Genomic DNA, 23,469 nt, shown 5'->3' on the forward strand with positions numbered 1-23,469 from the left:
GATGCTGCGCCGCATCGCCCTGAGGGATTTCGTCATCGTCCATGAGCTCGAGGTCGAGTTGGCCCCGGGCTTTTCCGTGCTGACCGGCGAGACCGGCGCCGGCAAGTCCATCCTGATCGATGCGCTGCAGCTCGCGCTGGGCGCGCGCGGCGACGCCGGCGTGGTGCGCGAGGGGGCCGCCCGCACCGAGATCAGCGCCGAGTTCGACAGCCCGGCCGCTTTGGCGGCCTGGCTGGACGAGGCCGGCTTCCAGACCGATGAGGTGCTGTTGTTGCGGCGCAGCATCGATGCCCAAGGCAAGAGCCGCGCCTGGATCAACGGCAGCCCGGCCACCGTGGCCCAGCTCAAGGCGGTGGGTGAGCACCTGGTGGACATCCACGGCCAGCATGCCTGGCAGAGCCTGACCCGGCCTGAATCGGTGCGCAGTCTGCTCGACGCCTATGCGGGCTGCGACCTCGCGCCGCTGGCGCGGGCCTGGACGGCCTGGCGTTCGGCCGCCCAGGCGCTGGAGGAGGCGCGCGCCGGGCAGGACCACCTGCAGCGTGAGCGCGAGCGCCTGGCCTGGCAGATCGGCGAGCTCGACAAGCTCTCGCCCGGTCCCGACGAATGGGCCGAGCTCGATGCCGAGCACCGGCGCCTGAGCCATGCCCAGGCCCTGACCGAGGCGGTGCAGGCCGCCTTGCAGGCGGTGTCCGAGTCCGAGGGCAGCGCCGACGAACTGACCGCCCGCGCCATCGACGGCCTGGAGGCGGTGGCCGACTACGACGGCGCGTTGGCCAACGTGATCGAGGTGTTGCGCAGTGCCCAGGCCCAGCTCGAGGATGCCGCCCACAGCCTGAACGCCTACCTGCGCCACGGTGAGCTCGATCCGGCCCGACTGCACGAGCTCGACGGGCGCCTGTCGAGCTGGATGGGCCTGGCGCGCCGCTACCGCCGGCCGCCCGAGGAGCTGCCCGCGCTGTGGGCGCAGTGGAAGGACGAGCTGGCCCGGCTCGATGCAGCGGCCGACCTGGAAGGCCTGGAACGCGCCGCGGCCCAGGCCCGCAAGGCCTACGACCAGGCGGCGCGCGAGGTCTCCAAAGCCCGCCGCGAAGCGGCGCCCCGGTTGGCCCGGGCCGTCACCCAGGCGATGCAACAGCTCGGCATGGCTGGCGGCCGCTTCGAGGTGGCGCTGGTGCCCAACGATGCACCCCAGTCCCACGGCCTGGAGTCGGTGGAGTTCCTCGTCGCCGGCCACGCCGGCAGCTCGCCGCGCCCGCTGGCCAAGGTGGCCTCGGGGGGGGAGCTGTCGCGCATCGCGCTGGCCATCGCCGTCACCACCAGCCAACTCGGCGAGGCCGGCACGCTGATCTTCGACGAGATCGACGCCGGTGTGGGCGGCGCGGTGGCTGACACCGTGGGGCGGCTGATGAAGCAACTCGGGCGCGACCGCCAGGTGCTGGCCGTCACGCATCTCCCGCAGGTGGCCGCCTGTGCCGATCACCATTGGGTGGTCAGCAAGACCACCGAGGCGGGTCGCACTTCCAGCAGCCTGCGCTGCGTGGCCGGCGAGGCCCGGGTGGCCGAGGTGGCCCGCATGCTGGGCGGGCAGCAGCTCTCCGGCACGAGCTTCGCGCATGCCCAGGAGATGCTGGCCACGGCCGCGACGCCGCCCGGCCCGGTGCCAGAGCCGCGGGCACGGAGGCGCGGATGAGCGAGACCACCGCCGCGGCCGCGCTGCGCGAACTGGTGCTCATCACCGGCATCTCCGGCTCGGGCAAGTCGGTGGCGCTGCATGCGCTGGAGGACGCCGGCTATTTCTGCGTGGACAACCTGCCGGCCGAGCTGCTGGAGCCTTGCGTGCAGCTCGAGCACGAGAAGTTCACCGCGCGCGTGGCCATCGCGGCTGACGTGCGCGCCGCGCAGTCGCTGCCCCTGCTCAAGCCCGCGCTGGCGCGGCTGCGCGACCAGGGCGTTACGGTGCGGCCGGTCTTCCTCGACGCCTCCACTGACACCCTGGTGCGGCGCTTTTCGGAAACGCGCCGCCGCCACCCGCTGTCCGACCCCCTCGCGGCCGACCCGACCATCCAGCGTGCGCTGATCGAGGCGATCGAACTCGAGCGCGAGCTGCTGGCCGAGTTGCGCGAGATGTCCACCATCATCGACACCAGCGAACTGCGGCCGGCCCAACTGCGCCAGTGGACGCGCCAGATCGTGCAGGCCCCGGCGGCCTCGCTCACGCTGGTGTTCGAGTCCTTCGCCTTCAAGCACGGCGTGCCGCTCGATGCGGATTACGTCTTCGACGTGCGCATGCTGCCCAACCCGTACTACGACCGCGAGCTGCGCCCCCATACCGGGCGTGACGCGCCGGTGATCGCCTATTTGCAGCAGCAGCCCGAGGTGGCCGAGATGCTCGCCCAGATCGAGGCCTTCCTGCGCCGCTGGCTGCCCGCCTTCGAGCAGGACCAGCGCGCCTACCTCACCGTGGCGGTGGGCTGCACCGGCGGGCAGCATCGCTCCGTCTACCTCGTCGAACAACTGGCCCAGCGCTTCCGGGCGCGGGGCTCCACCCTGATCCGTCACCGCGAGCTCGATGCGCGTGACGCTGCTTCATGACCGATCTGCCCGACCCTTCCTCGCTGCCGCTTTTCCCTTTGCAAACCGTGCTGTTCCCCGAGGGCCTGCTGGGCCTGAAGGTGTTCGAGGCGCGTTATCTCGACCTCGTCAGCGAGTGCCTGCGCACCCAGCGACCCTTCGGCGTGGTGGCCCTGCGCCAGGGCCAGGAAGTCCGACGCGAAGGCGAGGCCGTGGCCCTCGAGGCCGTGGGCTGCCTGGCCGAGCTGATCGAGGTTGACAGCGAGCAGGCCGGCATCCTGCATTTGCGCTGCCGCGGCTCGCAGCGTTTCCGCATCCGGTCCACACGCCAACGTGACGATGGTCTGTGGCTGGCCGAGGTGGGCTGGCTGGCTCCCGACCCGGCCGTGCTGCCGCAGGAGGACTACCTCGCCAGCGCGCAGGCCCTGGCCAACGCGATCCAGATGCTGCGCCAGCGCGGCCCCTTGCCGTTCCTGGAGCCCTTCCGCTTCGAGGAGGCCGGCTGGATCGCCAACCGCTGGTGCGAGATCCTGCCCATCCCGCTGGCCGCGCGCCAGAAGCTGATGGAGCTGGAGGACCCGCAGGTGCGCCTGAAGCTGGTCGATCAGTTCCTGCGCAGCAAAGGCATCATCGGCGGGGCCTGAGGGCCTCTGTGTTCATACCGGGCCGCGTGAGGCCAGCAGTTTGCGCAGCGGCGCCGGCAGGCCCCAGTCGGCCAGGGCCTCGTAGGCCACCCACTGGCCGGGGCCGGGCGGCCGCGGCTCGGGCCCGTGCAGCACACACTGGCGCGGGTGCAGCAGCCAGTCGAAGTGCGTGAGCGCATGCGAGATGCTTGGCCAGGGGGTCAGCGGCCCGGGCCAGTCCGCCTGCAAGGCCGCCTCGCTGTCGTATTCGGGCAGGCTGTGCAGGCCGGCCCACACCCCACGCGCGGGCCGCGGCTGCAGCCACACCCGGCCTTCATGCTCCAGCCACAGCCACCAATGCTCGCGACGGCTGCGCCTGAGCTTGCGGGTCCTGACGGGGTAGGCCTCGGGGCGGCCTTCGGCACGGGCCGCGCACCAGGCCTGCACCGGGCAATGCAGACAGTGCGGCGAGCGCGCCGTGCACACCGTGGCGCCCAGGTCCATCAGGCCCTGGGTGTAGGCAGCCATGTCCTGCCCGGGCAGCAATGCGGTGGCCTCCTCCCACAGCGAGCGCTCGTGACGGGCCTGGGCCAGGTCCTCGCCGAAGCCCAGCACGCGCGTGAGCACCCGCTTGACGTTGCCATCCAGGATGGCCGCGCGCTCGCCGAAACAGAAGGCCGCGATCGCCGCCGCGGTGGAGCGCCCGATGCCCGGCAGCTCGGCCAGGGCCTGGGCCGTGCGCGGGAACTGCCCGCCGTGCTGGTCCACCACCACCTGGGCGCAGCGGTGCAGGTTGCGCGCGCGGCTGTAGTAGCCCAGGCCGCTCCAGGCGGCCATCACCTCGTCGCTGCTTGCACGGGCCAGCGAGTGCACATCGGGGAAGCGCTGAAGGAAACGCTCGTAGTAGGCCAGCACCGTGCTCACCTGGGTCTGCTGCAGCATGATCTCCGACAGCCACACGTGGTAGGGCTCGCGGCTGCGCTGCCAGGGCAGGTCATGGCGGCCGTGCGTGCGCTGCCAGGCGATCACGGCCGCAGCGAAATGCGGGCGCAGTGCTGCGGTGGAAGGAGGGCGACGCGACATGCCGCGATTGTGGCGGCTGTCCGCCAGCGCGTTCACACTAGCTCAGGCCTGCAAGGGGGCGGGGTGGGTGCTCAGGTCGAGGTCCAGCGCCAGCGGCTCGATCCCGGAGGAGGGCAGCGGAGCAGCCGCCTGTTGCTGCAATCGGGCCACCAGGCGGTGCAGGCGCTCCTGGAGTTCACGCATGCGCCCTTCCTGGGCTTCCATCTCGCTCACGCGGGCCTCCAGTTCGGCCGCGGCGCTGCGCACGCGCTCCAGTGTCTCGCGTCGGCGCTTGAAGTTGCGGCGTCGGTCGCGCAACTGGGTGTCGATCTGGGCCGAGGCGGTCTTGTTCCACAGCTCGAGTTCGGCGCTGGCACCTTCGAAGACCACTCGCAGCTTGGACACCAGCATGCGCCGGAACTGCGACATGAAGCGCTCGTTGGACAGGCGCAATGCATGCGACAGCCCCAGGTACTGCGTGTAGTTGCGCTCGATCAGCTCGAGGTCGCGCACGAAGCGGGAGAGGTCTGGCGCGGCCGGCACGGCCAGGCCGAAGCCGAACTCGGCGTTGAGCTTCTGGAAGGACGCGCCCAGCATCGTGTGGATCTCGTGGCCCTTGGCCTGGGCCTCGTCGAGCTTGGAACGCAGCGCCTGCGCCATCTCGGTGAAAGCCTTGCGTGCACCGAAGTTGAGGATGGCCGAGCGCAGCCGTTCCTGCAGCACCTCGGTGTGGCGACGCACCACGTCGCTGGAGATGCCCACCAAGGCGTCCTTGAGCATGCGCGTGTGCACCGAGCGCATGGCCTGCACGTGCGCGATGCACTGCTCGAATTCGCTGCTTTCGGCCTCCACGCGCCGGATCATCACCTCGACCATGCCCGCGTTCTTGCCACGCAGACCGCGCAACTCGAGCAACTGCTCGGCGCACTGTCGCCGGCGGTCGGCCAGGCGGCGGCCGATCTGGGCCTCCAGCCGGCGGGCGCTGTCGATCACCAGCTGCGCCAGCACCTCCTTGCGCTGCGGCAGCAACTGCCGGCCCAGCGCGTCCTCCAGCTCCAGCAGGCGGCTGGCGCGCAAGTCGTCGGCATCGCCGGTCACGCGACCGGCCAGCGCGAGCTTGGCCGAGATCGGAAAAACCCGGTCCTCGGGGATGCCCAGTGTTTGCGCCGTCTGGCTGCGCTGGCGGCCGATGTGTGCCTCCACCTCGGCCGGCGAGCTCAGCGGATCGGTGAGCGCATCGATCTTGTTCAGCGCCACGTAGCGCGCCAGCGGCTGGCCGCACAGATGATCCCGCCAGATCGCCAGGTCGGACTTCGTCACGCCGGTGTCGGCCGCCAGGATGAAGACCGTGGCATGCGCCGAGGGCAGCAGGCTCACGGTCAGCTCGGGCTCGGCGCCGATGGCGTTCAGGCCCGGGGTGTCCAGGATCACCAGGCCGCGCTTGAGCAGCGGATGCGGGTAGTTGATGACGGCATGCCGCCAGGCCGGCACCTCGACGAGCCCGTCCTCGCCCAGCGGCGGGTTGTCCTGGGCCCGCTCGTCATCCCAGAAGCCCAGCGCCCGGGCCTCGTCCTGCGGCACGCGCCGCGTGGCCATCACGCGGGTCAGCGCCTCGGCCAGTTCGTCGGGCCGCTTCACGTTGAGCGTCACCTCGGTCCACACGCCGGCTTGCTGGCGCAGTTCGGCCAGCGAGGCCGGCCCCAGCCGGGTCTCGATGGGCAGCAGGCGCAGCGACGGCGGCTCGTCGGGGTCGTAGCTCAGCTCGACCGGGCACATCGTGGTGCGCCCGGGCGTGGCCGGCAGGATGCGCCGGCCGGTGTCGGCGAAGAAAATCGCGTTGATCAGCTCGGACTTGCCGCGCGAGAACTCGGCGACGAAGGCCACCACCAAGCGGTCTCGGGCCAGGCGGGCCTGCAGCGACTCCAGCAGGTCGGTGGCCGGTTCGTCCAGCAGATCATGGTCGAAGAGAAAGCGCGACAGCTCCTGCAACTGGACCTCGAGATCGGCGCGCCACAGGCCGAGGGCATCGAACTTCAGCGCGAACGAGGGTGACGGAGCGGCAGACGACATGGCGGTCACACCGGACAAGCGGGATGAAGGCAGCCATGGTAGCGCATGACCGCCGCCGGGCCCGCCGTTCGCGGCTGCGGGGCTGCCGTTCGTCACGACCGGGGCCGCCGTTACCTTTTGCTACGGCTGCCGTCGTGCAGGCCCGGGCCGTCAGCCGCGCTTTTGGCACCGCGGGCAGAAGTAGGTGGAGCGCTGGCCTTGCACGATGCGGCGGATGGGCGTGCTGCACACGCCGCAGGGGCGGCCTTCGCGGCCGTAGACGCGCGCCTCGTCCTGAAAGGCGCCGTTGTGGCCCTGGGCGTCGCGGAAGTCGCGCAGTGTCGAGCCGCCGGCGGCCAGCGCGCGCGCCAGCGTGTCGCGGATGGCCGCCGCCAGGCGTTCGCAGCGTGGCCGGCTCAGGCGAGCGGCCGGGGTGCGCGGGTCGATGCCCGCGGCGAACAGCGCCTCGCTGGCGTAGATGTTGCCCACGCCCACGACCACGTCGCCGGCCAGCAGGGCCTGCTTGACCGCCACCCGGCGGCCGCGCAGGCCGGCGTGCAGCACGGCCCCGTCGAAGCCGGGCTCCAGCGGTTCAGCTCCCAGTGGGGCCAGCAGCTTGCGTGCGGGGTCGGCCTCCAGCGAATCCGACCACACCACGGCACCGAAACGCCGCGGGTCATGCAGCCGCAGCAGGCCGCGGGTGGTCCACAGGTCGAAATGGTCATGCGGCCCGGGCGGCGGATGGGTGCGGTCGTAGCGCAGCGAACCCGACATGCCCAGGTGCAGCAGCAGCCCGCCACGCTCCAGCGGCAGCCACAGATACTTGCCGCGGCGACGGGCCTCGCCCAGGGTCTGTCCGTGCAAGGATTCGGGCGCACACCCCAGCGGCCAGCGCAGCGGCTTGCCCAGGCGCACGCCCAGCACGCGGGCCCCGGCCAGCTGCGAGGCGAAACTTTGCCGGGTGACTTCGACTTCGGGCAGTTCGGGCATGCGGGGAATTATCCAGGCGTCCGTAGAATCGAATCGACTTTGAGGAGTTGCCCATGCCGATGCGTCCCCTGAATCTGCGAGTGCTGGCCGCGGCCCTGGCCGCTTCGGCCGTGCTCTGGGGCGCCCCGGCCCGGGCCCAGCCTGTGGCGGCCGCTGTGCCGCCGCGCCCGGCCGAGCCGGCCGTGGTGAACTCGGCCCTGGACGCCGCGTTGTTCTACCAGCTCCTCGTCGCCGAGATGGAACTGCGCGCCGGGGCCGCCGGCACGGCTTACGAACTGCTGCTCGATGCAGGACGTAAAACCCGCGACGAGCGCCTGTTCCAGCGTGCCACCGACATCGCCTTGCAGGCCCGCGCCGGCGAGCAGGCCCTGGCGGCCGCGCAGGCCTGGCGCACGGCCGCGCCCGGCTCGCTCGACGCGCTGCGCTACCTGGCGCAGATCCAGGTGGGTCTGGGCCGCGCGGCACAGGCGCAAGAGCCCCTGCGGGCCCTGCTGGAGCGTACGCCGCCGGCCGAGCGGGCCGCGGCGATTGCGCTGCTGCCGCGCCATTTCGCCCGCGCCGCGCAGTTGCCCGAGGTCGTTGCAATGCTCGACGCGGTGCTGCAGCCCTACCTCGACCAGCCCGACACGCGTGTGGCCGCGCTGGTGGCGCAGGCGCGCATGCGCCTGTTGCTGCGCGAGCCGGCCCAGGCACTGGCGCTGGCCCGGCAGGCCCAGCAACACGATGCCGCCGCCGAGGGGCCGGCCCTCGTTGCGCTCGAACTGGTGGGCCAGCAGCCGCAGGCCGACACCCTGATGGCCGCCTACCTGCAGGCGCGGCCCCGGGGCCATGCGCTGCGGCTGGGCTATGTGCGCCAGCTCGTGAGCTTGCAGCGCTATGTCGAGGCCGTCGCCCAGCTCGAGGAGGCGCTTCGTCTCGAACCCGCGCTGGCGGCCGGCTGGCTCAGCCTGGGAGCCCTGCGCCTAGAGCTCAAGGAGCCTGCGGCGGCCGAACAGGCCCTGCGGCGCTATGTCGACCTGGGCGCGCTCACGCCGGCCTCGGACGACCCGGCCATGGCCGTCACGGCCGAGGGCCTGACGCAGGCCTATCTCATGCTGGCCCAGGCCGCCGAGTCGCGCGGGCAGATGCAACAGGCCGAGCAGTGGCTTGCACGTGTGGACGACCCCGCCGCGGCGCTGAGCGTGCAGCAGCGCCGTGCCTCCCTGCTGGCCCGCCAGGGCCGCCTGGACGAAGGCATCGCGCTGATCCGTCGCCTGCCCGAGGACGAGCCGGAGATGGCGCGCGCCAAGCTGCTGGCCGAGGCCCACCTGCTGCGCGACCAGCGCCAGTGGCCGCGGGCCTACCAGGTGCTGGGACAGGCCAGCGAACGCTTCCCCGATGACGTGGACCTGCTCTACGAACAGGCGATGATGGCCGAGAAGACCGACCGCCTGGATGCGATGGAGCGGCTGTTGCGGCGTGTCATCGAGCTCAAGCCCGACCACTACCATGCCTACAACGCCCTGGGCTACACGCTGGCCGATCGCAACCTGCGCCTGGACGAGGCGCGAGCCCTCATCGAGAAAGCCCTGTCGCTCGCGCCCGACGAGCCTTTCATCGTCGACAGTCTGGGCTGGGTGAAGTACCGCATGGGCCAGCGCGAGGAAGCGCTGCAGCACCTGCAGCGGGCCTACCAGGCGCGCCCCGACACCGAGATCGCCGCCCACCTGGGCGAGGTGCTGTGGGTGCTGGGCCGGCGCGAGGAAGCGCGCAGCATCTGGCGTGAAGGCCAGGCGCGTGATGCCTCCAACGAGGTGCTGCGCGAGACCTTGCGCCGGTTCAAGGTGGACCTGTGACGCGCTCGGGCGGGTTCCGGCTGCGCGCAGGCCTGGCCGCGATGGCGCTGGCGGGGCTGGCCGGTTGCGCCAGCCTGCCGGCGCCCGACGAGGCCCTGGCCCTGGCTGTCTCGGGGCGGCTGGCCGTGCGCGTGGACGCACCGCAGGAGGTGCGCTCGACCACGGCCGTGTTCGAGCTGCTCGGCCGGCCCGACCGGGGCGAACTGCGCCTGGCCAGTCCGCTGGGGACCGTGCTGGCCGTGGCGCGCTGGCAGCCCGGCCAGGCCTGGGTGCAGACGCAGGGGCGACGCCAGGACTACGCGAGCCTGGACGAACTCACGCGTGAGCTCATGGGCGAATCGCTGCCGGTGGAAGCCTTGTTCGACTGGCTGCGGGCCCGCCCCTGGCCGGGGGCGTCGAGCCGGCCGCGCGAGGGCGGGCCCGGCTTCGTGCAACTGGGCTGGACCGTCGAACTCGACGGCGCAGACCAGGGGCTGATCGTGGCGCGCCGCGCTGCGCCCGTGCCGGTGACTGTGCGGGCCCGGGTGGACTCATGAAAGCCTGCTACGACCTGCCGGCACCGGCCAAGCTGAACCTTTTCCTGCACCTGGTGGGCCGCCGCGCAGACGGCTACCACCTGCTGCAATCGGTCTTCGTGCCCATCGACTGGTGCGACACCCTGCATGTCGAGCGTCGCGAGGACGGCCGGCTGCGGCGTCACGACCTGGGGGCGGCCTTGCCCGAGGACGACCTGTGCCTGCGCGCGGCACGCGCCCTGCAGGCGGCCAGCGGCACCCGCTACGGCGCCGACATCCACCTCGACAAGCAGGTGCCCTGGGGCGCGGGCCTGGGCGGTGGCAGCTCGGATGCGGCCACCACGCTGATCGCGCTGAACCGCCTGTGGGGCCTGCACTGGCCGCGCGCGCGGCTCATCGCCCTGGGGGCCACCGTGGGCGCGGACGTGCCCTTCTTCCTGGGCCCCGGGCCGGCCTGGGTCGAGGGCATCGGCGAGCGCCTCACCCCGCTTGCGCTGCCCGGGGCCGTGCTGGAGGTGCTCAAGCCCCCGCAGGGCCTGGCCACCCGGGACATCTTTGCCAGCCCCCTCTTGGTACGCGACACAAAACCTGCTATAGTTGCGGACTTTCTTGCAGACCCCCAGGGATTTGGCAGGAACGACATGCAAGCGGCAGCAGTGGCGCTTTGCGCGTCGGTCGGTCAAGCGCTGGAGTGCTTGAAAAGGCGTTGCGGCAACAGCCGCATGACCGGTTCGGGCAGTGCGGTCTTCGCGTGGGTCGGCAAGGAAGCAGGCACCGTGTCCGGTGCCGGCCCGGCGGATCCCGATCTGCCCGAGGGCTGGCAGTGGCGCAGGTGCCGCAGTCTGGAGCGACATCCCCTTGCGGGCTGGGTTTCGGATTGAGCGCGACGAGTTGAAGGTCGGCGCCAGGGCCAGCAGGCCCGGGCGACGTCCGGTGTAGGGGAGTCGCCAAGTCGGTTAAGGCATCGGATTTTGATTCCGACATTCGAGGGTTCGAATCCTTCCTCCCCTGCCACCACAATCCAGAACCTCTGGATGAGCCCCGTGGGGGACCATCCAGAGGTTCTGCAGTTTTGGAAAGGCCCCCGGGCACCGGACCGCGGGGGCGTACACGGGCGCCGGCTCCTGCCGGTGCCGGTCCGACGGAGCCCACGATGCTGTCCGACACCCTGCTGTTCACCGGCAACGCCAATCCGGCGCTTTCCCTCGAGATCGCCAACCACCTGGGCCTGTCGCTGGGCCAGGCTTCGGTCGGCCGCTTCTCCGACGGCGAGGTCGCTGTCGAGATCCAGCAGAACGTGCGCGGGCGCGACATCTTCATCATCCAGCCCACCTGCGCGCCGACCAACGAGCACCTGATGGAGCTCTTCATCATGGTCGATGCGCTCAAGCGCGCCTCGGCCCGGCGCATCACCGCGGTGATCCCGTATTTCGGTTATGCCCGTCAGGACCGCCGTCCGCGCTCCACCCGCGTGCCCATCTCCGCCAAGGTCGTGGCCAACATGCTCGAAGCCGTGGGCGTGAACCGCGTGCTGACCATGGACTTGCACGCCGACCAGATCCAGGGCTTCTTCGACATCCCGGTCGACAACATCTACGCCTCGCCGGTGCTGCTGTCCGACCTCAAGAGCAAGAACTACCACGACCTCGTGGTGGTGTCGCCCGACGTGGGCGGCGTGGTGCGCGCGCGTGCGCTGGCCAAGCAGCTCGGCTGCGACCTGGCCATCATCGACAAGCGCCGCCCCAAGGCCAATGTCTCCGAGGTGATGCACGTCATCGGCGAGATCGAGAACCGCAACTGCGTGATCATGGACGACATGATCGACACCGCCGGCACGCTGGTGAAGGCCGCCGAGGTGCTCAAGGAGCGCAACGCCAAGTCGGTATACGCCTACTGCACCCACCCGGTGTTCTCCGGTCCGGCGCTCGAGCGCATCCGCAATTCCGAACTCGATGAGGTGGTGATCACCAACACCATCCCGCTGGCCGAGGCGGCACGGTCGATCCCCAAGATCCGCCAGCTCTCGGTGGCCTTCCTGTTTGCCGAGACCATCCGCCGCATTTCCGACGGCGAATCGGTCACGTCCCTGTTCTCGGAGCAGAACAACAACTTCTGATCCGGTTCATTGGTGGGGCGGCCTTCGAGCCCCCCGTTTCTTGCGTCTGGTCGCGGACGCTGACTCATTGGAGAGTTGCATGAAATTCGTTGCATACGAGCGCACTGTGCAGGGGACCGGAGCGAGCCGCCGCCTGCGCCGCGCCGGCAAGGTGCCTGGCATCGTCTACGGGGCCGGTGAGCCCCAGCCGATCGAGCTCGATCACAACGCGCTGTTCTTCGCGCTGAAGAAGGAGGCCTTCCACGCCTCCATCCTCGACATGGAGCTGGCCGGCAAGGTCGAAAAGGTGCTGCTGCGCGACGTGCAGATGCACCCGTTCAAGCCCCTGGTGCTGCACGTGGACTTCCAGCGTGTCGATCCCAAGACCAAGATCCAGAAGAAAGTGCCGCTGCACTTCATCAACGAGGAGAACTCGCCGGCCGTCAAGACCGACAAGTGCCTCGTCAACAAGATCCTCAACGAACTCGAGATCCAGTGCCTGGCGCAGGCCCTGCCCGAGTTCCTGGAAGTCGACCTGGGCGAACTGGTCAAGGGCCAGACCCTGCACGTCAACGATCTGAAGCTGCCCAAGGGCATCAAGGTCATGACCCATGGCAAGCCCAACCCGGCGGTGGTGTCGGTGGTCGAGCCGGTCGAGGAAGTCATCGCTGCCCCGGCGCCGGCGGCTGCTCCCGCCAAGGGCAAGGACGCGAAGAAGAAGAAGTGAGCGTCGGCACTTCGACGTTGCAACAGACCCCGCTTCGGCGGGGTTTTTCGTTATGCGGGCCGGGGGAATAATGGCGCCCATGATTCGACTGCTGGTGGGCCTGGGCAACCCCGGGCCGCAATACGAGGCCACCCGGCACAACGCCGGCTTCTGGTGGATCGACGATGTCGCACGCCAGCTCGGCGTGAACCTGCTGCCTGAGCGTGCCTATCAGGGCCTGGTCGCCCGTGTGAACCGCCCGCTGGCCGGGGTGGAGGCTGCGGTGTGGCTGCTCCAGCCCCAGACCTACATGAATCTGTCGGGCCGGTCGGTGGCGGCGCTGGCGCGCTTTTTCAAGATCGAGCCGCAGGAGATTCTCGTCGTGCACGACGAGCTCGACCTGCTGCCCGGCCAGATGAAGATCAAGCGGGGCGGCGGGCATGCCGGCCACAACGGCCTGAAGGACATCCAGGCCCAGCTCGGCAGCCCCGACTTCTGGCGCTTGCGCCTGGGCATCGGTCACCCGGGCGTGAAGGCCGAGGTGGCCGATTACGTGCTGCGCAAGCCGCCGGCGGCCGAGCGCGAGGCCATCGAGGACTGCATCACACGGTCCCGGGCGGCGCTGGCGCCCTTGTTGCGCGGCGAGATGGAGGCCGCCTCCCGCCTCATCCATGCGCGGCCCGTGCCCCCCCGCGCGCCTCAGGACACCCCCACGGAGCCGTCCCGATGAGCCGGCACGCGCGAGCCCCGGTGCTATCTCGCCATTGGCGGGTTGGGGCCGTGCTCGCGCTGGCGGCCCCGCTCGTCGCGGCCCAGCCGGTGTACCGCTGCGGCAACCAGTACAGCGACCGGCCCTGCCCCGATGCGCGGGTGCGCACCGACCTGGCCGACCCGCGCACCCCCGATCAGCAACGCCAGGCGTTGGAGCACAGCCTGCGCCAGGGCTGGACGGCCGACGAGCTGGAACAGGAGCGCCTGCGCCGCGAGGCAGCCCTGCGGGCCGCACAGCGGCCGCCGGACGACGAACCGCCGCGGGCAGCTGCTGCCGATCGGGCGCAAGACCCGCGCAGCTCGCGCCGACCCAAGGACTACAAGGTCAGGCTGCCAAAGCCGCCGAAACCTGGCAAGGCCCGGCCGGCCTCACGCTGAGCCGGGGCCCGCGGCCGCACCGGGCGGGCCTGCCATCTGCTGCGCCTGCAGGCGGCGGTACTTGGCCCAGAGTGTCTCCTGGTCCTCGCGGTGGTCGGGGTTGATCGGGATGCATTCCACCGGGCAGACCTGCACGCACTGGGGCGCATCGAAATGCCCCACACACTCGGTGCAGCGCTGAGGGTCGATCTGGTAGTACTCTGGCCCCATCGAGATCGCCTGGTTCGGGCACTCGGGCTCGCAGACGTCGCAATTGATGCACTGGTCGGTGATCATCAGGGCCATGGCGGCACCCCGTTCCTCTTTCAGTTCGCCTGCTTCACCTTGTGGCGCAGGCGCTCGAGCACCGAGGGTGCCACGAACTTGGAAACATCACCGCCGAGCATGGCAATCTCGCGCACGAAGGTGCCCGAGACGAACTGGTACTGGTCCGAGGGGGTCAGGAAGACCGTCTCGACCTCGGGCATCAGCTGGCGGTTCATGCCGGCCATCTGGAACTCGTACTCGAAGTCGCTCACGGCCCTCAGGCCCCGCACCACGACCTTGGCTTGCTGGGAGACGACGAAGTCGCGCAGCAAGCCGGCGAAGGACATCACCTGTACGTTGGGATGGCTCGCGGCAGCCTCGCGGGCGAGCTCCAGGCGCTCCTCGAGCGAGAACAGCGTGCGCTTGTGGTGGCCGGCGGCCACGGCCACGATGAGGGCGTCGAACAGCGTGCTGGCCCGGCGCATCAGGTCTTCGTGGCCCAGGGTCATGGGGTCGAAAGTGCCCGGGTAGACGGCGGTGATGCGGTGGGAGCGGGTCATGGTGTGGTTGGCAGATGGGCGGGTGCCGCCAGTGTAGGCGCGGCGGCACGCAGCAGGTGGTAGTGCACCGCACCGGCCCGGCCCTGGCGCCACAGTGTGAGGCCCAGCAAGGCGGCAGTGGCGTCGCTCCAGGCCCGGTCGGCCTCGAGGTAGATGAGCCCGCCGGGGGCGAGCAAGGGCCGGGCGGCAGCCGCAGCGGCGGTGAAGAGATTGGCGTCGAAAGGCGGGTCCAGCAGGACGAGGTCCCAGTCGGGCCGGGCGTGCCGGCGCATCCAGGCCAGGGCATCGGCTGCCTGGATCTCGACGCTGCCGGCCTTCAGCCGTTGCACCGTCTCGCGCAGGCCGCGCACCAGCGCCGCATCGCGTTCGAGCATCAGCACACGCGCGGCGCCGCGGGAGGCCGCCTCCAGCCCCAGGGCCCCGCTGCCGGCAAAGGCATCCAGGCAGCGCCAGCCGCTCAAGTCCTGGCCAAGCCAGTTGAACAGGGTTTCGCGCACGCGGTCGGGCGTGGGCCGCAGGCCGGGGCGGTCGGGCACCGGCAGCTTGCTGCGCTTCCACAGGCCGCCGATGATGCGCACCTCATGGGCCGGGGCGCGACGCTCAGGCCGGGGCGGGGAAGAGGGGCGGGGGGCAGACACGGCCTGGATTCTAGAATCGGGCTCGAGGACCCCGACACCCATGTTCAGTTTTTTCCGCAAGAAGACCCCGCCGCCTCAGACCCCCTGCGCAGCACCGGCGCCGGCCCCGGCGGCCGGGCCCGCCGAGCCGATCGCCCCGCCCGCCGAAGCGCCCGCGGCCGCCACTGCGGCCGAGCCGATCGCGCGCCGCTCCTGGATGGAGCGCCTGCGCAGCGGCCTGCGCAAGACGGGCAGCAGCCTGTCGCAGGTGTTCACCGGCACTCGGATCGACGAGGCCCTTTATGAGGAGCTCGAAGCGGCCCTGCTGATGGCCGATGCCGGGGTGAAGGCCACCGAGTTCCTGCTGAACGACCTGCGCCGGCGTGTGAAGGAGCACAAGGCCACCGACCCGGCGGCCGTCAAGGCCCTGCTCGTCGACGCACTGGCCGAATTGCTCGCCCCGCTGGAAAAGCCGCTGACGGTGGGCGAACACCAGCCCACGGTGATCATGGTGGTAGGGGTGAATGGCGCGGGCAAGACCACGAGCATCGGCAAGCTCACGCGCCACCTGGCCGATGCCGGCCAGAAGGTGCTGTTGGCCGCGGCCGACACCTTCCGCGCGGCGGCGCGCGAGCAGCTCTCGGTGTGGGCCGACCGCAACCGGGTGGAGATCGTCAGCCAGGAAGGGGGCGACCCGGCGGCCGTGACCTTCGATGCCGTCACTGCCGGCCGTTCGCGCGGCTGCGACGTGGTGATCGCCGACACGGCCGGGCGATTGCCTACGCAATTGCACCTGATGGAGGAGCTGAAGAAGATCAGGCGCGTGATCGCCAAGGCCGATCCGACCGCCCCGCACGAAGTGCTGCTGGTGGTGGACGGCAACACCGGCCAGAACGCCCTGGCCCAGGTCAAGGCCTTCGACGAAGCCTTGCAGCTCACCGGGCTCGTCGTCACCAAGCTCGACGGCACGGCCAAGGGCGGTGCATTGGCCGCGTTGGCGCGCGAGCGGCCGATCCCGGTCTACTTCATCGGCGTGGGCGAGAAGCTGGAGGACCTGCAGACCTTCCAGGCGCGCGAATTCGCGCAGGCGTTGCTGAGCTGATCAGCGGCGGCGGGAGGCCTGCGGCGGCGACAGCGGCGCCGGCGCCGAGTCCAGGTCGTCGAACCAGGTTGACGACGGGGGGTCGGCCACCTCGGCTGCTGCGGGCGGCCGACGCGATGCTGCGGAGCCTTCGGCGCCGCGGGTGCTCACGTGGGCCGCCCCCTCCTCAGTGGTGAGCAGGCCCAAGGACTGCAGGATCGAGGCGCGGGCCTGTTCGACGTCGGGGATCGCACCTTCGTGCCAGACGTGCAGCGGCAATCCGGCCGCGCGGACGACCCGCTCCATGCGCGCCTGCCGCTTGAGGGCGCGCTCGCTGTCCTGACCCTCGGGGGCGCGCACCTCGACGACGGCCACCGCCAGCGAGTTGGGTTCGCAGATGACCAGGTCGGCGCAGATCTGGCCCACGCGGCGCAGCCACTCGGTGTAGGAGTGGCGCGTGGGCACCTTGAGAAAACGCGCCAGCGGCACCTGGGCGAAGACGAGGTGCTCGGGCAGGGCGCGGCGCAGCACCACATAGGCTTCGCGCTCCGGCCCGGTGAGCACGCGCGTGGGCGTGGGCTGCCAGGCCATCAGCGTGTCCAAGGCTTCGACGGTGCGCGGCCGCGAGCCGCTGCCCGCAGCGGGGCGGCGCGTGAGCCAGAACACCAGGCCGAGCACCACGATCGCGGCGAGCACCAGGAGAAGGATCAAATCCATGGCTGGTTCGAATGTCGTGGGGGGCGACTTTAGCGCCCCATTCCGGGCAGACCCTTCATGCCGCCCATGCGTTTCATCAGCTTCATCAGGCCGCCGCCCTTCATCTTCTTCATCATGCCTTGCATCTGCTCGAACTGGTTGAGCAGGCGGTTGACCTCCTGCACCTGCACGCCTGCACCCGCGGCGATGCGGCGCTTGCGGCTGGCCTTGATCAGCTCGGGCTTGCGGCGCTCCAGCGGCGTCATGGCGTTGATGATGCCTTCCATGCGGCGCACCTCGCGCTCGGCGCGCGCCATGTCGGCCTGACCGGCCTTGGCGGCGAGCTGCGTGGGCAGCTTGTCGAGCAGACCCGAGAGCCCGCCCATCTTCTTCATCTGACTGATCTGCGCGAGGAAGTCGTTGAGGTCGAAGCCGTCGCCCGCCTTGACCTTCTCGGCCAACTTGCGGGCGGCCTCCATGTCGACGCCCTTTTGCACCTCCTCGACCAGGGCGACGATGTCACCCATGCCCAGCACGCGGCCGGCATGGCGTTGAGCGTCGAAGACCTCCAGGCCGTCGATCTTCTCGGACACGCCGGCGAACTTGATCGGCGCACCGGTGACGGTGCGCACCGACAGGGCAGCGCCGCCGCGCGAGTCGCCGTCGAGCTTGGTGAGCACGATACCGGTCAGCGGCAGGGCCTCTTTGAAGGCGCGGGCGGTGTTGATCGCGTCCTGGCCCTGCATCGCATCGACCACGAACAGCGTCTCCACCGGCTTGAGGGCCGCGTGCAGCTCGCGGATCTCGGCCATCAGGGCCTCGTCGATGGCCAGGCGGCCGGCGGTGTCGACGATCAGCACATCGAAGTAGTGCCGGCGGGCATGGTCCAGCGCGGCGCGGGCGATGTCCAGCGGCCGGTCGCTCGGCTGGGACGGGAACCACTCTGCACCGGCGGCCCGGGTGACCGTCTTGAGCTGCTCGATGGCCGCGGGCCGGTAGACGTCGGCCGAGACCGTGAGCACCTTTTTCTTGCGCGACTGGATCAGATGGCGCGCCAGCTTTGCGGTGGTGGTGGTCTTGCCCGCGCCTTGCAGGCCGGCCATCAGGATCACGGCCGGCGGCTGGGCCGCGAGGTTGAGGTCGCTGACCCCTTCGCCCATCGTCGCCGCAAGCTCCTTGTGCACCACGCCGACCAGCGCCTGCCCGGGTGACAGCGAGCCCACCACCTCCTGGCCCAACGCACGTTCCTTCACGCGCGCAATGAAGTCGCGCACGACGGGCAGCGCGACGTCGGCTTCGAGCAGCGCCATGCGCACCTCGCGCAGCATGTCCTGGACGTTGCTCTCGGTGATGCGGGCCTGGCCGCGCATCTGCTTGACCAGCCGCGACAGGCGATCGGAAAGGGTGGAGGCCATGGGGGAGGCGGCCGGGCCGGTGGGGCCCGGCCGCGAAAGTACACTGTGCGGATGATTCTAGACCTTCGTTTTGCATGCTGACTGCGTCCCTTGGTCCGTCCTTCCTGACGCTGGCGGCCGGCGGTGTCGCGCTGCTGGCCTATGCGCTGGCGGCCCTGCGCAGCGAACGTGCGCTTGGCGCCGCGCGCTGGGCGCTGGCGGTGGGCTGGGTGGCCCATGCGCTGGCCCTCGTGCTCGATACCGCAGGGCTGGGCGCGGGTCTCGAAGGGGCGCGCTTCGGTTTCGCCCCTGCGCTGTCGGCCACCCTGTGGCTGGTGCTGGCGGTCTATGCGATCGAGAGCCGCTTCGTGCCGCTGCCCGGCGTGCAGCGCTGGCTGGCCGCGCTGGGCGTGCTGGCGGTGGCCCTGATGCTGGCCTTCCCTGGCGAGGTGCGGGCGCACGCCGACTCGCCCTGGATGCCCCTGCACTGGGTGCTGGGCATCGCCTCCTACGGCCTGTTCGGCGCGGCCGTGCTGCATGCGGGCCTGCTGTCGCACGCCGAGCGTCAGATGCGCATCCACCGCGGCGCCTTGCCGCCCACGCCGCTGGGGATGCCGCTGTTGCGGCTGGAGAAGCTGACCTTCCGCTTCGTTGCGGCCGGCTTCGTGGTGCTGACGGCAGCGCTCGTGCTGGGCTGGTGGTTCGCCGATCCCTGGCGCTGGGATCACAAGACGGTGTTCTCGATGCTTGCCTGGGGCGTGTTCGCGGGCCTGCTGGCGGGCCGTCGCGCTTTCGGATGGCGCGGACGCAAGGCCACGCGCTGGCTCTACACCGGGGCCGGCCTGCTGCTGTTGGCCTATGCCGGTTCGCGCTTCGTGATCGAGGTGTTGCTGCGCCGGGCCGCGTCCGCGGGAGGGGCATGGTGAAGTATCTCGTCGTGGCGCTGGTCGTGCTGGCGGTGGTGTGGCTGCTGCGCAGCGCCCGCCGTCGCGACGAGGGGCCGGCGCCGCCCAGGAGCGCGGGCCCGCAGGCGCGCCCCGAGGCCATGGTCGACTGCGCACACTGCGGGCTGCATCTGCCCCTGGCCGAGGCCGTGAAGGGCGAGGACGGCCGACATTACTGCAGCGCGGCCCATCGCCTGGCCGGCCCCCGATGAGCCGGCGGATCCCGCAACGACGCTCCGCGCCGCGCACGGCCGCCGAGGCCGAACGGCCCGCGCCGGAGTCCTGGTTCGCCGCACTCGGGGTCGAGCAGGACACGCAGATCGACGAGGAGTCCCGCTACAACGACGGCAGCACCCTGCCCAGCGAGGACTCGCGCTTCCTCACCCGCCACGCCCGCCGCCTGCTCGGCCCGGGCATGCCCTCGTTCCAGCGCATCTTCCGGGCCTTCCTCGGCGCGCGGGTGGTGGTGGGACTGCTGCTGCTGAGCACCCAGCTCGCTTCGGCAGGTCTGGGCACCGGCGTGCCCTGGCCCGTGCTGGCCGGATGCGTGGCCTACGCGGCCCTGACCCTGGCCACCTGGGTCGTCTACCGCCGCCAGGGCGCCGCGGCGGGGGGCAGCCCATCGCGTCTGAGCCGCGCCCAGTGGCTGGCCACCGTCGTGGTGGATGTGGCGGCCTTTGGGAGTTTGCATCTGATCGCACCGCGGGGCGGGCTCAATTTCGTGCCCCTGCTGGTGCTGCCGGTGCTGATGGCCGGGGTGCTGACCCGGCGTCAGACCGCGCTGGCGGTGGCGGCCGCCGTCACGTTGATGCTGCTGGGCGAGGCCTGGCGCGAAGCGGCCCGCGGCGGCGACCTCGGCGTGCTGATGACCCAGGCCGGTTTGGTGGCCAGCGGCTTCTTCGTGATCGCGATCCTGGCCGGCGAGATGGCCGGCCGGCTGGCCCGCGAGGAACTCGCCGCCCGCGGCAGCCTGGAGCTGGCCCGCCAGCAGGCGCAGCTCAACCGCCTGGTGATCGACGAGCTGCATCACGGCGTTCTGGTGGTCGACCGCCGGGGCAAGGTGCGCGCGGCCAATCCGGCGGCACGGCGCATCATCTCGGATTCGGGCCTGGCGCGGCCGGCTCCTTTCCCGCTGCAATCCCAGCCGGCCTGGGAACCGCTGGCCCAGGCGGTGCGGCGTGCCTTTGCCGAAGGCCAGTGGCCCCAGGCGGGGCGCGAGATCCATCTGATCTTCGACTCGGGCCTGGAGCGCGTGCTGCGGGTGCGCATGCGTTTCACCCGCCGTCGCGATCCGGACAGCAGCGAGGAGCTGTGCGTGCTGTTCCTGGAGGACGAGCGCGACGTGCAGGCGCGTGTGCGCCAGGAGAAACTCGCCGCGATGGGACGCATCTCGGCCGGCATCGCGCATGAGATCCGCAACCCGCTGGCGGCCATCGCCCAGGCCAATGCGCTGATGGCCGAGGATGCCGTCACGCCGGCCCAGCGCCAGCTCACGCAGATGGTCAGCGACAACGTCGAGCGCCTCAAGCGCATCGTCGATGACGTGATGGAAGTCGCCCCCGGCGGACCGGCGGCCACCGCCCCGGTGGTGGACCTGACCGCCTTGGTGGCCACCGTGTGCAGCGAGTGGTCGCGCACCGCACGGCTGCCGCAGGACGAGCGCAGCGCGCTGCGCCTGGAGCTGCCCAAGCAACCGCTGGGCTCGCGTTTCGACCCCGACCACCTGCGCCGCGTGCTCGTCAACCTGCTGGACAATGCCTACCGCCATGCCTCGGGCCGGCCCGGCAGTGTGGAGGTGCGCCTGTATCCCGATGGCGAGAGCGTCGTCACCTTGAGTGTGGCCAGCGACGGGGCGCCGATTCCTCCCGAGGTCGAGCGCTATCTCTTCGAGCCCTTCTTCTCGACGCGCAGCCGCGGCACCGGTCTGGGCCTGTATATTTGCAAGGAGTTGTGCGAGCGCTACGGCGCGACCATCGACTACCGCCTGCGCGGCGCCCACCACGTCGCGCGCAACGAGTTCTACCTGGTCATGCGGCGCGAAGCGCTCGATGCCGACGCGCCCACCCTGCACCTCGACACATGACGCTCGCCTCCCATTACAGCTTGCTGGTCGTCGACGACGAACCCGACCTGCGCACCCTGTACGAGCTGACGCTGCTGCGCGAGGGCTACGACGTGGAGACGGCCTCCAGCGTCGAGGATGCCTGGGCGCGGCTGCGCGACCGCACCTACAGCGCCGTGATCACCGACGTGCGCCTGCCCGACGGCACCGGCCTGGACCTGCTGCGCCGCCTCGAACAGGCCGGCCGGCGCGAGAAGACCATCGTGATCACCGCCTTCGGCTCGCCGGAGAACGCCGTCGAGGCGCTCAAGGCGGGGGCTTACGACTACCTCACCAAGCCGGTGGACCTGCGGCAGTTCCGCGCGGTGATCGCCTCGGCGCTCGGGCGTCAGAGCGCAGCCGGCCCCTCGGTGCCGGTGGCTGCGGCCCCTGCGCCGCGGTCTGCCGTGCGCACGGGCGCGGGCGGCACCGGTGGTGCGGCGCGCCGGGCCCTGGAGCGCATGGCCGGCCAATCCCCGGCCATGCAGCAAGTGCGCAGCCTCATCGACAAGGTGGCCCGCAGCATGGCACCGGTCCTGGTGGCTGGCGAATCGGGCACTGGCAAGGAACTGGTCGCGCGCGCCATCCACGAGGTCAGCCCGCGCCAGGATCAGCCCTTCATCGCGGTCAACTGCGGTGCCATTCCCGAGCAACTGCTGGAGGCCGAATTCTTCGGTTACCGCAAGGGGGCCTTCACCGGCGCCAACGAGGACCGTGAAGGCTTCTTCCAGGCCGCGCGCGGCGGCACCCTCTTCCTCGACGAGATCGGCGACCTGCCGCTGTCGATGCAGTCCAAGCTGCTGCGCGTCATCCAGGAGCGTGCCGTGCGCCCGGTGGGGGCGGTGAGCGAGACGCCGGTGGACGTGCGCATCATCAGCGCCACTCACAAGGACTTGGCCGCCGAGGTGCAGGCCGGGCGCTTCCGTCAGGATCTGTACTACCGCCTCAACGTCATCCAGATCCGTGTGCCGCCGCTGCGCGAGCGCCTGGAGGATCTGCCGGCCATCTGCGAGCGTGTGCTCGAACGCATCGCCCAGGATGCCGGCGTGTGGCCGCCCCCGCGGCTGGCGCCGCAGGCGCTGGAGCAATTGCGTCGCTATGCCTTCCCTGGCAATGTGCGCGAGCTGGAGAACCTGCTGCACCGCGCCGTCGCCCTGTCCGGCGGCGACTGGGTCGACGAAGGGGCGCTGTCCCTGCCCGACGACCTGGACGGCGACACCCAGTCCCAGGATCTCGACGCCCCCGCACCGCCTTCGACGGCGCACGGCGGTGCCACCGGCGAGCCGGCCTTGCCGTCCAACCTGGAGGCCTACCTCGACTCCGTCGAGCGCGACATCCTCATCCGTGCGCTGGAGCGGCACCGCTACAACCGCACCGCGGCCGGTGCCAGCCTCGGCCTGTCCCTGCGGCAGATGCGCTACCGCATGGCGCGGCTGGGCGTGATGGTGGCCGAGCATGGCGTGGCCACCGATGGCGATGCCGCCGACTGAGCCGGCGCGCGAGCCGGCCGCACGCTGGCGCGAGGGCTGGCTGGCCGGCGCGCGTGCGGTGCCCAGCCCCAATCAGGGAGAACGCCCCCCGGGCACGGTGCCCGACCTCGTGGTGATCCACTCGATCAGCCTGCCGCCGGGCCGCTACGGCGGTGACGAGATCGAGGCCTTCTTCACCAACCGGCTCGACGTGTGCCGGCATCCCTACTTCGAACGCCTGCGCGGGCTGGAGGTGTCGGCCCATTTCGTGGTGCGGCGCGACGGCGAGCTGCTGCAGTTCGTCTCCTGCGATCGACGGGCCTGGCATGCAGGCCGCTCCGCGTTCCGGGGGCGCGAGAACTGCAACGACTTCAGCGTGGGCATCGAGCTCGAGGGCCTGGAGGGCGAGGCCTTCGCGCCGGTGCAGTACCGCGTGCTCGCCGCCTTGCTGCGCGATCTGCGTGCAGCGTATCCGATCGCCCACGTCACCGGTCACGAACATGTGGCCCCGCTCCGCAAGGCCGACCCCGGCGCGGCCTTCGATTGGGAGGGCTTGCAACGCTTGCTGGGCTGGCCGCCGGCGTGCTTCACCCCCCTGGACCCTGCGGCGAGCTGACGCCCACGCCAATGCCGGCGCGGCTTGGCGCCGAACGACGCGGCGCCAGCCCGCATCCAGCCTGGATGCGCTCGCGCGGTGGCCGTCGTGCTGCGGCCTGGCGGCCGGTCAGGCGGTTCGAGCGCTTCGTCGCACGGGCAGCGCAAG

24 protein-coding genes and 1 tRNA gene are annotated in these 23,469 nt (G+C 70.9%); 17 read left to right on the forward strand and 8 right to left on the reverse strand.

All coding sequences use genetic code 11. From position 1 onward, the window contains the following. Position 1 precedes the first annotated feature (1 nt). Genes recN through AC1ECW_RS04340 form a run of 3 tightly spaced genes read left to right on the forward strand, consistent with a single transcriptional unit; the run spans position 2 to position 3,218 of the window. Positions 2-1,693 carry a DNA repair protein RecN gene (gene recN, locus AC1ECW_RS04330; protein WP_409705743.1) on the forward strand — a complete coding sequence of 564 codons (1,692 nt, stop codon included), beginning with the start codon at positions 2-4 and terminating at the stop codon, positions 1,691-1,693. Beyond that, complete coding sequence (gene rapZ, locus AC1ECW_RS04335; RefSeq protein ID WP_481201279.1) at positions 1,690-2,595, forward strand: RNase adapter RapZ; 906 nt, start codon at positions 1,690-1,692, stop codon at positions 2,593-2,595. The genes recN and rapZ overlap by 4 nt, the downstream gene beginning before the upstream one ends. Beyond that, on the forward strand, positions 2,592-3,218 hold the full coding sequence (locus tag AC1ECW_RS04340; protein ID WP_409705749.1) for an LON peptidase substrate-binding domain-containing protein: 627 nt from the start codon (positions 2,592-2,594) through the stop codon (positions 3,216-3,218). The genes rapZ and AC1ECW_RS04340 overlap by 4 nt, the downstream gene beginning before the upstream one ends. Before the next feature lie 12 nt (positions 3,219-3,230). On the opposite strand, the gene mutY is transcribed toward AC1ECW_RS04340, so the two are convergent. The 3 genes from mutY to mutM all read right to left on the reverse strand — a co-directional run bounded on the left by mutY (position 3,231) and on the right by mutM (position 7,298). Next, positions 3,231-4,280: an A/G-specific adenine glycosylase gene (gene mutY, locus AC1ECW_RS04345; protein ID WP_409705752.1), complete on the reverse strand. Its 1,050-nt coding sequence runs from the start codon at positions 4,278-4,280 to the stop codon at positions 3,231-3,233. Positions 4,281-4,322: 42 nt separating this feature from the next. Then, positions 4,323-6,329 (reverse strand): dynamin family protein, encoded by a 2,007-nt coding sequence (locus AC1ECW_RS04350; protein WP_481201280.1) that lies wholly within the window; start codon positions 6,327-6,329, stop codon positions 4,323-4,325. 150 nt (positions 6,330-6,479) lie between these two features. Further along, entirely contained in the window at positions 6,480-7,298 is an 819-nt protein-coding gene (gene mutM, locus AC1ECW_RS04355) for a bifunctional DNA-formamidopyrimidine glycosylase/DNA-(apurinic or apyrimidinic site) lyase (RefSeq protein ID WP_481201281.1), read from the reverse strand. A 53-nt stretch (positions 7,299-7,351) separates the two neighbouring features. Between mutM and AC1ECW_RS04360 the strand changes: the two genes are divergently transcribed. The 8 genes from AC1ECW_RS04360 to AC1ECW_RS04395 all read left to right on the forward strand — a co-directional run bounded on the left by AC1ECW_RS04360 (position 7,352) and on the right by AC1ECW_RS04395 (position 13,598). Beyond that, positions 7,352-9,133, forward strand: coding sequence for a tetratricopeptide repeat protein (locus AC1ECW_RS04360; RefSeq protein ID WP_481201282.1), 1,782 nt, complete (start codon positions 7,352-7,354; stop codon positions 9,131-9,133). After that, positions 9,130-9,669, forward strand: a complete 540-nt coding sequence (locus AC1ECW_RS04365; protein ID WP_409709929.1) for a lipoprotein insertase outer membrane protein LolB — start codon at positions 9,130-9,132, stop codon at positions 9,667-9,669. Before AC1ECW_RS04360 ends, AC1ECW_RS04365 begins: the two co-directional genes overlap by 4 nt. Further along, complete coding sequence (gene ispE / locus AC1ECW_RS04370; protein ID WP_409709926.1) at positions 9,666-10,529, forward strand: 4-(cytidine 5'-diphospho)-2-C-methyl-D-erythritol kinase; 864 nt, start codon at positions 9,666-9,668, stop codon at positions 10,527-10,529. The genes AC1ECW_RS04365 and ispE overlap by 4 nt, the downstream gene beginning before the upstream one ends. Positions 10,530-10,585: 56 nt before the next feature. Further along, positions 10,586-10,662, forward strand: a tRNA-Gln gene (locus tag AC1ECW_RS04375). Positions 10,663-10,801: 139 nt separating this feature from the next. Beyond that, positions 10,802-11,764 (forward strand): ribose-phosphate pyrophosphokinase, encoded by a 963-nt coding sequence (locus tag AC1ECW_RS04380; RefSeq protein WP_409658129.1) that lies wholly within the window; start codon positions 10,802-10,804, stop codon positions 11,762-11,764. A gap of 79 nt (positions 11,765-11,843) precedes the next feature. Next, positions 11,844-12,470: a 50S ribosomal protein L25/general stress protein Ctc gene (locus AC1ECW_RS04385; RefSeq protein ID WP_409709923.1), complete on the forward strand. Its 627-nt coding sequence runs from the start codon at positions 11,844-11,846 to the stop codon at positions 12,468-12,470. Between the two features lie 79 nt (positions 12,471-12,549). Then, the gene (gene pth, locus AC1ECW_RS04390; protein ID WP_481201283.1) at positions 12,550-13,179 is read left to right on the forward strand and encodes an aminoacyl-tRNA hydrolase; all 630 of its coding nucleotides are present in this window, start codon (positions 12,550-12,552) and stop codon (positions 13,177-13,179) included. After that, the gene (locus tag AC1ECW_RS04395; RefSeq protein WP_409710489.1) at positions 13,176-13,598 is read left to right on the forward strand and encodes a hypothetical protein; all 423 of its coding nucleotides are present in this window, start codon (positions 13,176-13,178) and stop codon (positions 13,596-13,598) included. The genes pth and AC1ECW_RS04395 overlap by 4 nt, the downstream gene beginning before the upstream one ends. Here AC1ECW_RS04395 and AC1ECW_RS04400 read toward each other — a convergent pair. From AC1ECW_RS04400 to rsmD, 3 genes are read right to left on the reverse strand one after another with little or no spacing between them, the layout of a single operon-like run. Then, positions 13,590-13,883: a YfhL family 4Fe-4S dicluster ferredoxin gene (locus AC1ECW_RS04400; RefSeq protein ID WP_409710492.1), complete on the reverse strand. Its 294-nt coding sequence runs from the start codon at positions 13,881-13,883 to the stop codon at positions 13,590-13,592. The genes AC1ECW_RS04395 and AC1ECW_RS04400 overlap by 9 nt on opposite strands. 20 nt (positions 13,884-13,903) lie before the next feature. Next, positions 13,904-14,404, reverse strand: coding sequence for a pantetheine-phosphate adenylyltransferase (coaD, locus tag AC1ECW_RS04405; RefSeq protein ID WP_409710495.1), 501 nt, complete (start codon positions 14,402-14,404; stop codon positions 13,904-13,906). Further along, complete coding sequence (gene rsmD, locus AC1ECW_RS04410) at positions 14,401-15,084, reverse strand: 16S rRNA (guanine(966)-N(2))-methyltransferase RsmD (RefSeq protein WP_481201284.1); 684 nt, start codon at positions 15,082-15,084, stop codon at positions 14,401-14,403. The genes coaD and rsmD overlap by 4 nt, the downstream gene beginning before the upstream one ends. Here rsmD and ftsY point away from each other — a divergent pair. Next, entirely contained in the window at positions 15,083-16,123 is a 1,041-nt protein-coding gene (ftsY, locus tag AC1ECW_RS04415; protein ID WP_409710189.1) for a signal recognition particle-docking protein FtsY, read from the forward strand. The genes rsmD and ftsY overlap by 2 nt on opposite strands. Here ftsY and AC1ECW_RS04420 read toward each other — a convergent pair whose 3' ends face one another. Then, entirely contained in the window at positions 16,124-16,819 is a 696-nt protein-coding gene (locus tag AC1ECW_RS04420) for a DUF2726 domain-containing protein (protein WP_409710192.1), read from the reverse strand. Positions 16,820-16,848: 29 nt separating this feature from the next. Next, positions 16,849-18,213 carry a signal recognition particle protein gene (gene ffh, locus AC1ECW_RS04425; protein ID WP_409710195.1) on the reverse strand — a complete coding sequence of 455 codons (1,365 nt, stop codon included), beginning with the start codon at positions 18,211-18,213 and terminating at the stop codon, positions 16,849-16,851. Positions 18,214-18,287: 74 nt separating this feature from the next. On the opposite strand from ffh, the gene AC1ECW_RS04430 reads away from it, so the two are divergent. The 5 genes from AC1ECW_RS04430 to ampD are packed head-to-tail and all read left to right on the forward strand — an operon-like array spanning position 18,288 to position 23,322. After that, entirely contained in the window at positions 18,288-19,118 is an 831-nt protein-coding gene (locus AC1ECW_RS04430; protein ID WP_409705205.1) for a cytochrome C assembly family protein, read from the forward strand. After that, a complete protein-coding gene (locus tag AC1ECW_RS04435) occupies positions 19,112-19,348 on the forward strand; it encodes a PP0621 family protein (protein WP_409705202.1) in 237 nt (78 codons plus the stop codon). Before AC1ECW_RS04430 ends, AC1ECW_RS04435 begins: the two co-directional genes overlap by 7 nt. Further along, complete coding sequence (locus tag AC1ECW_RS04440) at positions 19,345-21,219, forward strand: sensor histidine kinase (RefSeq protein ID WP_409705199.1); 1,875 nt, start codon at positions 19,345-19,347, stop codon at positions 21,217-21,219. The genes AC1ECW_RS04435 and AC1ECW_RS04440 overlap by 4 nt, the downstream gene beginning before the upstream one ends. Next, positions 21,216-22,727: a sigma-54-dependent transcriptional regulator gene (locus tag AC1ECW_RS04445; protein WP_481201285.1), complete on the forward strand. Its 1,512-nt coding sequence runs from the start codon at positions 21,216-21,218 to the stop codon at positions 22,725-22,727. Before AC1ECW_RS04440 ends, AC1ECW_RS04445 begins: the two co-directional genes overlap by 4 nt. Further along, a complete protein-coding gene (ampD, locus tag AC1ECW_RS04450; RefSeq protein ID WP_481201286.1) occupies positions 22,714-23,322 on the forward strand; it encodes a 1,6-anhydro-N-acetylmuramyl-L-alanine amidase AmpD in 609 nt (202 codons plus the stop codon). Before AC1ECW_RS04445 ends, ampD begins: the two co-directional genes overlap by 14 nt. Positions 23,323-23,469 lie beyond the last annotated feature (147 nt).

Source organism: Caldimonas hydrothermalis (assembly GCF_056746695.1).

Bases quoted from the DNA above. Each gene is read 5' to 3' on its own strand.
- recN (WP_409705743.1), top strand. From the start codon at position 2: ATGCTGCGCCGCATCGCCCTGAGGGATTTCGTCATCGTCCATGAGCTC.
- rapZ (WP_481201279.1), top strand. From the start codon at position 1,690: ATGAGCGAGACCACCGCCGCGGCCGCGCTGCGCGAACTGGTGCTCATC.
- AC1ECW_RS04340 (WP_409705749.1), top strand. From the start codon at position 2,592: ATGACCGATCTGCCCGACCCTTCCTCGCTGCCGCTTTTCCCTTTGCAA.
- mutY (WP_409705752.1), bottom strand. From the start codon at position 4,280: ATGTCGCGTCGCCCTCCTTCCACCGCAGCACTGCGCCCGCATTTCGCT.
- AC1ECW_RS04350 (WP_481201280.1), bottom strand. From the start codon at position 6,329: ATGTCGTCTGCCGCTCCGTCACCCTCGTTCGCGCTGAAGTTCGATGCC.
- mutM (WP_481201281.1), bottom strand. From the start codon at position 7,298: ATGCCCGAACTGCCCGAAGTCGAAGTCACCCGGCAAAGTTTCGCCTCG.
- AC1ECW_RS04360 (WP_481201282.1), top strand. From the start codon at position 7,352: ATGCCGATGCGTCCCCTGAATCTGCGAGTGCTGGCCGCGGCCCTGGCC.
- ispE (WP_409709926.1), top strand. From the start codon at position 9,666: ATGAAAGCCTGCTACGACCTGCCGGCACCGGCCAAGCTGAACCTTTTC.
- AC1ECW_RS04380 (WP_409658129.1), top strand. From the start codon at position 10,802: ATGCTGTCCGACACCCTGCTGTTCACCGGCAACGCCAATCCGGCGCTT.
- AC1ECW_RS04385 (WP_409709923.1), top strand. From the start codon at position 11,844: ATGAAATTCGTTGCATACGAGCGCACTGTGCAGGGGACCGGAGCGAGC.
- pth (WP_481201283.1), top strand. From the start codon at position 12,550: ATGATTCGACTGCTGGTGGGCCTGGGCAACCCCGGGCCGCAATACGAG.
- AC1ECW_RS04395 (WP_409710489.1), top strand. From the start codon at position 13,176: ATGAGCCGGCACGCGCGAGCCCCGGTGCTATCTCGCCATTGGCGGGTT.
- AC1ECW_RS04400 (WP_409710492.1), bottom strand. From the start codon at position 13,883: ATGGCCCTGATGATCACCGACCAGTGCATCAATTGCGACGTCTGCGAG.
- coaD (WP_409710495.1), bottom strand. From the start codon at position 14,404: ATGACCCGCTCCCACCGCATCACCGCCGTCTACCCGGGCACTTTCGAC.
- ftsY (WP_409710189.1), top strand. From the start codon at position 15,083: ATGTTCAGTTTTTTCCGCAAGAAGACCCCGCCGCCTCAGACCCCCTGC.
- rsmD (WP_481201284.1), bottom strand. From the start codon at position 15,084: ATGGGTGTCGGGGTCCTCGAGCCCGATTCTAGAATCCAGGCCGTGTCT.
- AC1ECW_RS04420 (WP_409710192.1), bottom strand. From the start codon at position 16,819: ATGGATTTGATCCTTCTCCTGGTGCTCGCCGCGATCGTGGTGCTCGGC.
- ffh (WP_409710195.1), bottom strand. From the start codon at position 18,213: ATGGCCTCCACCCTTTCCGATCGCCTGTCGCGGCTGGTCAAGCAGATG.
- AC1ECW_RS04430 (WP_409705205.1), top strand. From the start codon at position 18,288: ATGCTGACTGCGTCCCTTGGTCCGTCCTTCCTGACGCTGGCGGCCGGC.
- AC1ECW_RS04435 (WP_409705202.1), top strand. From the start codon at position 19,112: ATGGTGAAGTATCTCGTCGTGGCGCTGGTCGTGCTGGCGGTGGTGTGG.
- AC1ECW_RS04440 (WP_409705199.1), top strand. From the start codon at position 19,345: ATGAGCCGGCGGATCCCGCAACGACGCTCCGCGCCGCGCACGGCCGCC.
- AC1ECW_RS04445 (WP_481201285.1), top strand. From the start codon at position 21,216: ATGACGCTCGCCTCCCATTACAGCTTGCTGGTCGTCGACGACGAACCC.
- ampD (WP_481201286.1), top strand. From the start codon at position 22,714: ATGCCGCCGACTGAGCCGGCGCGCGAGCCGGCCGCACGCTGGCGCGAG.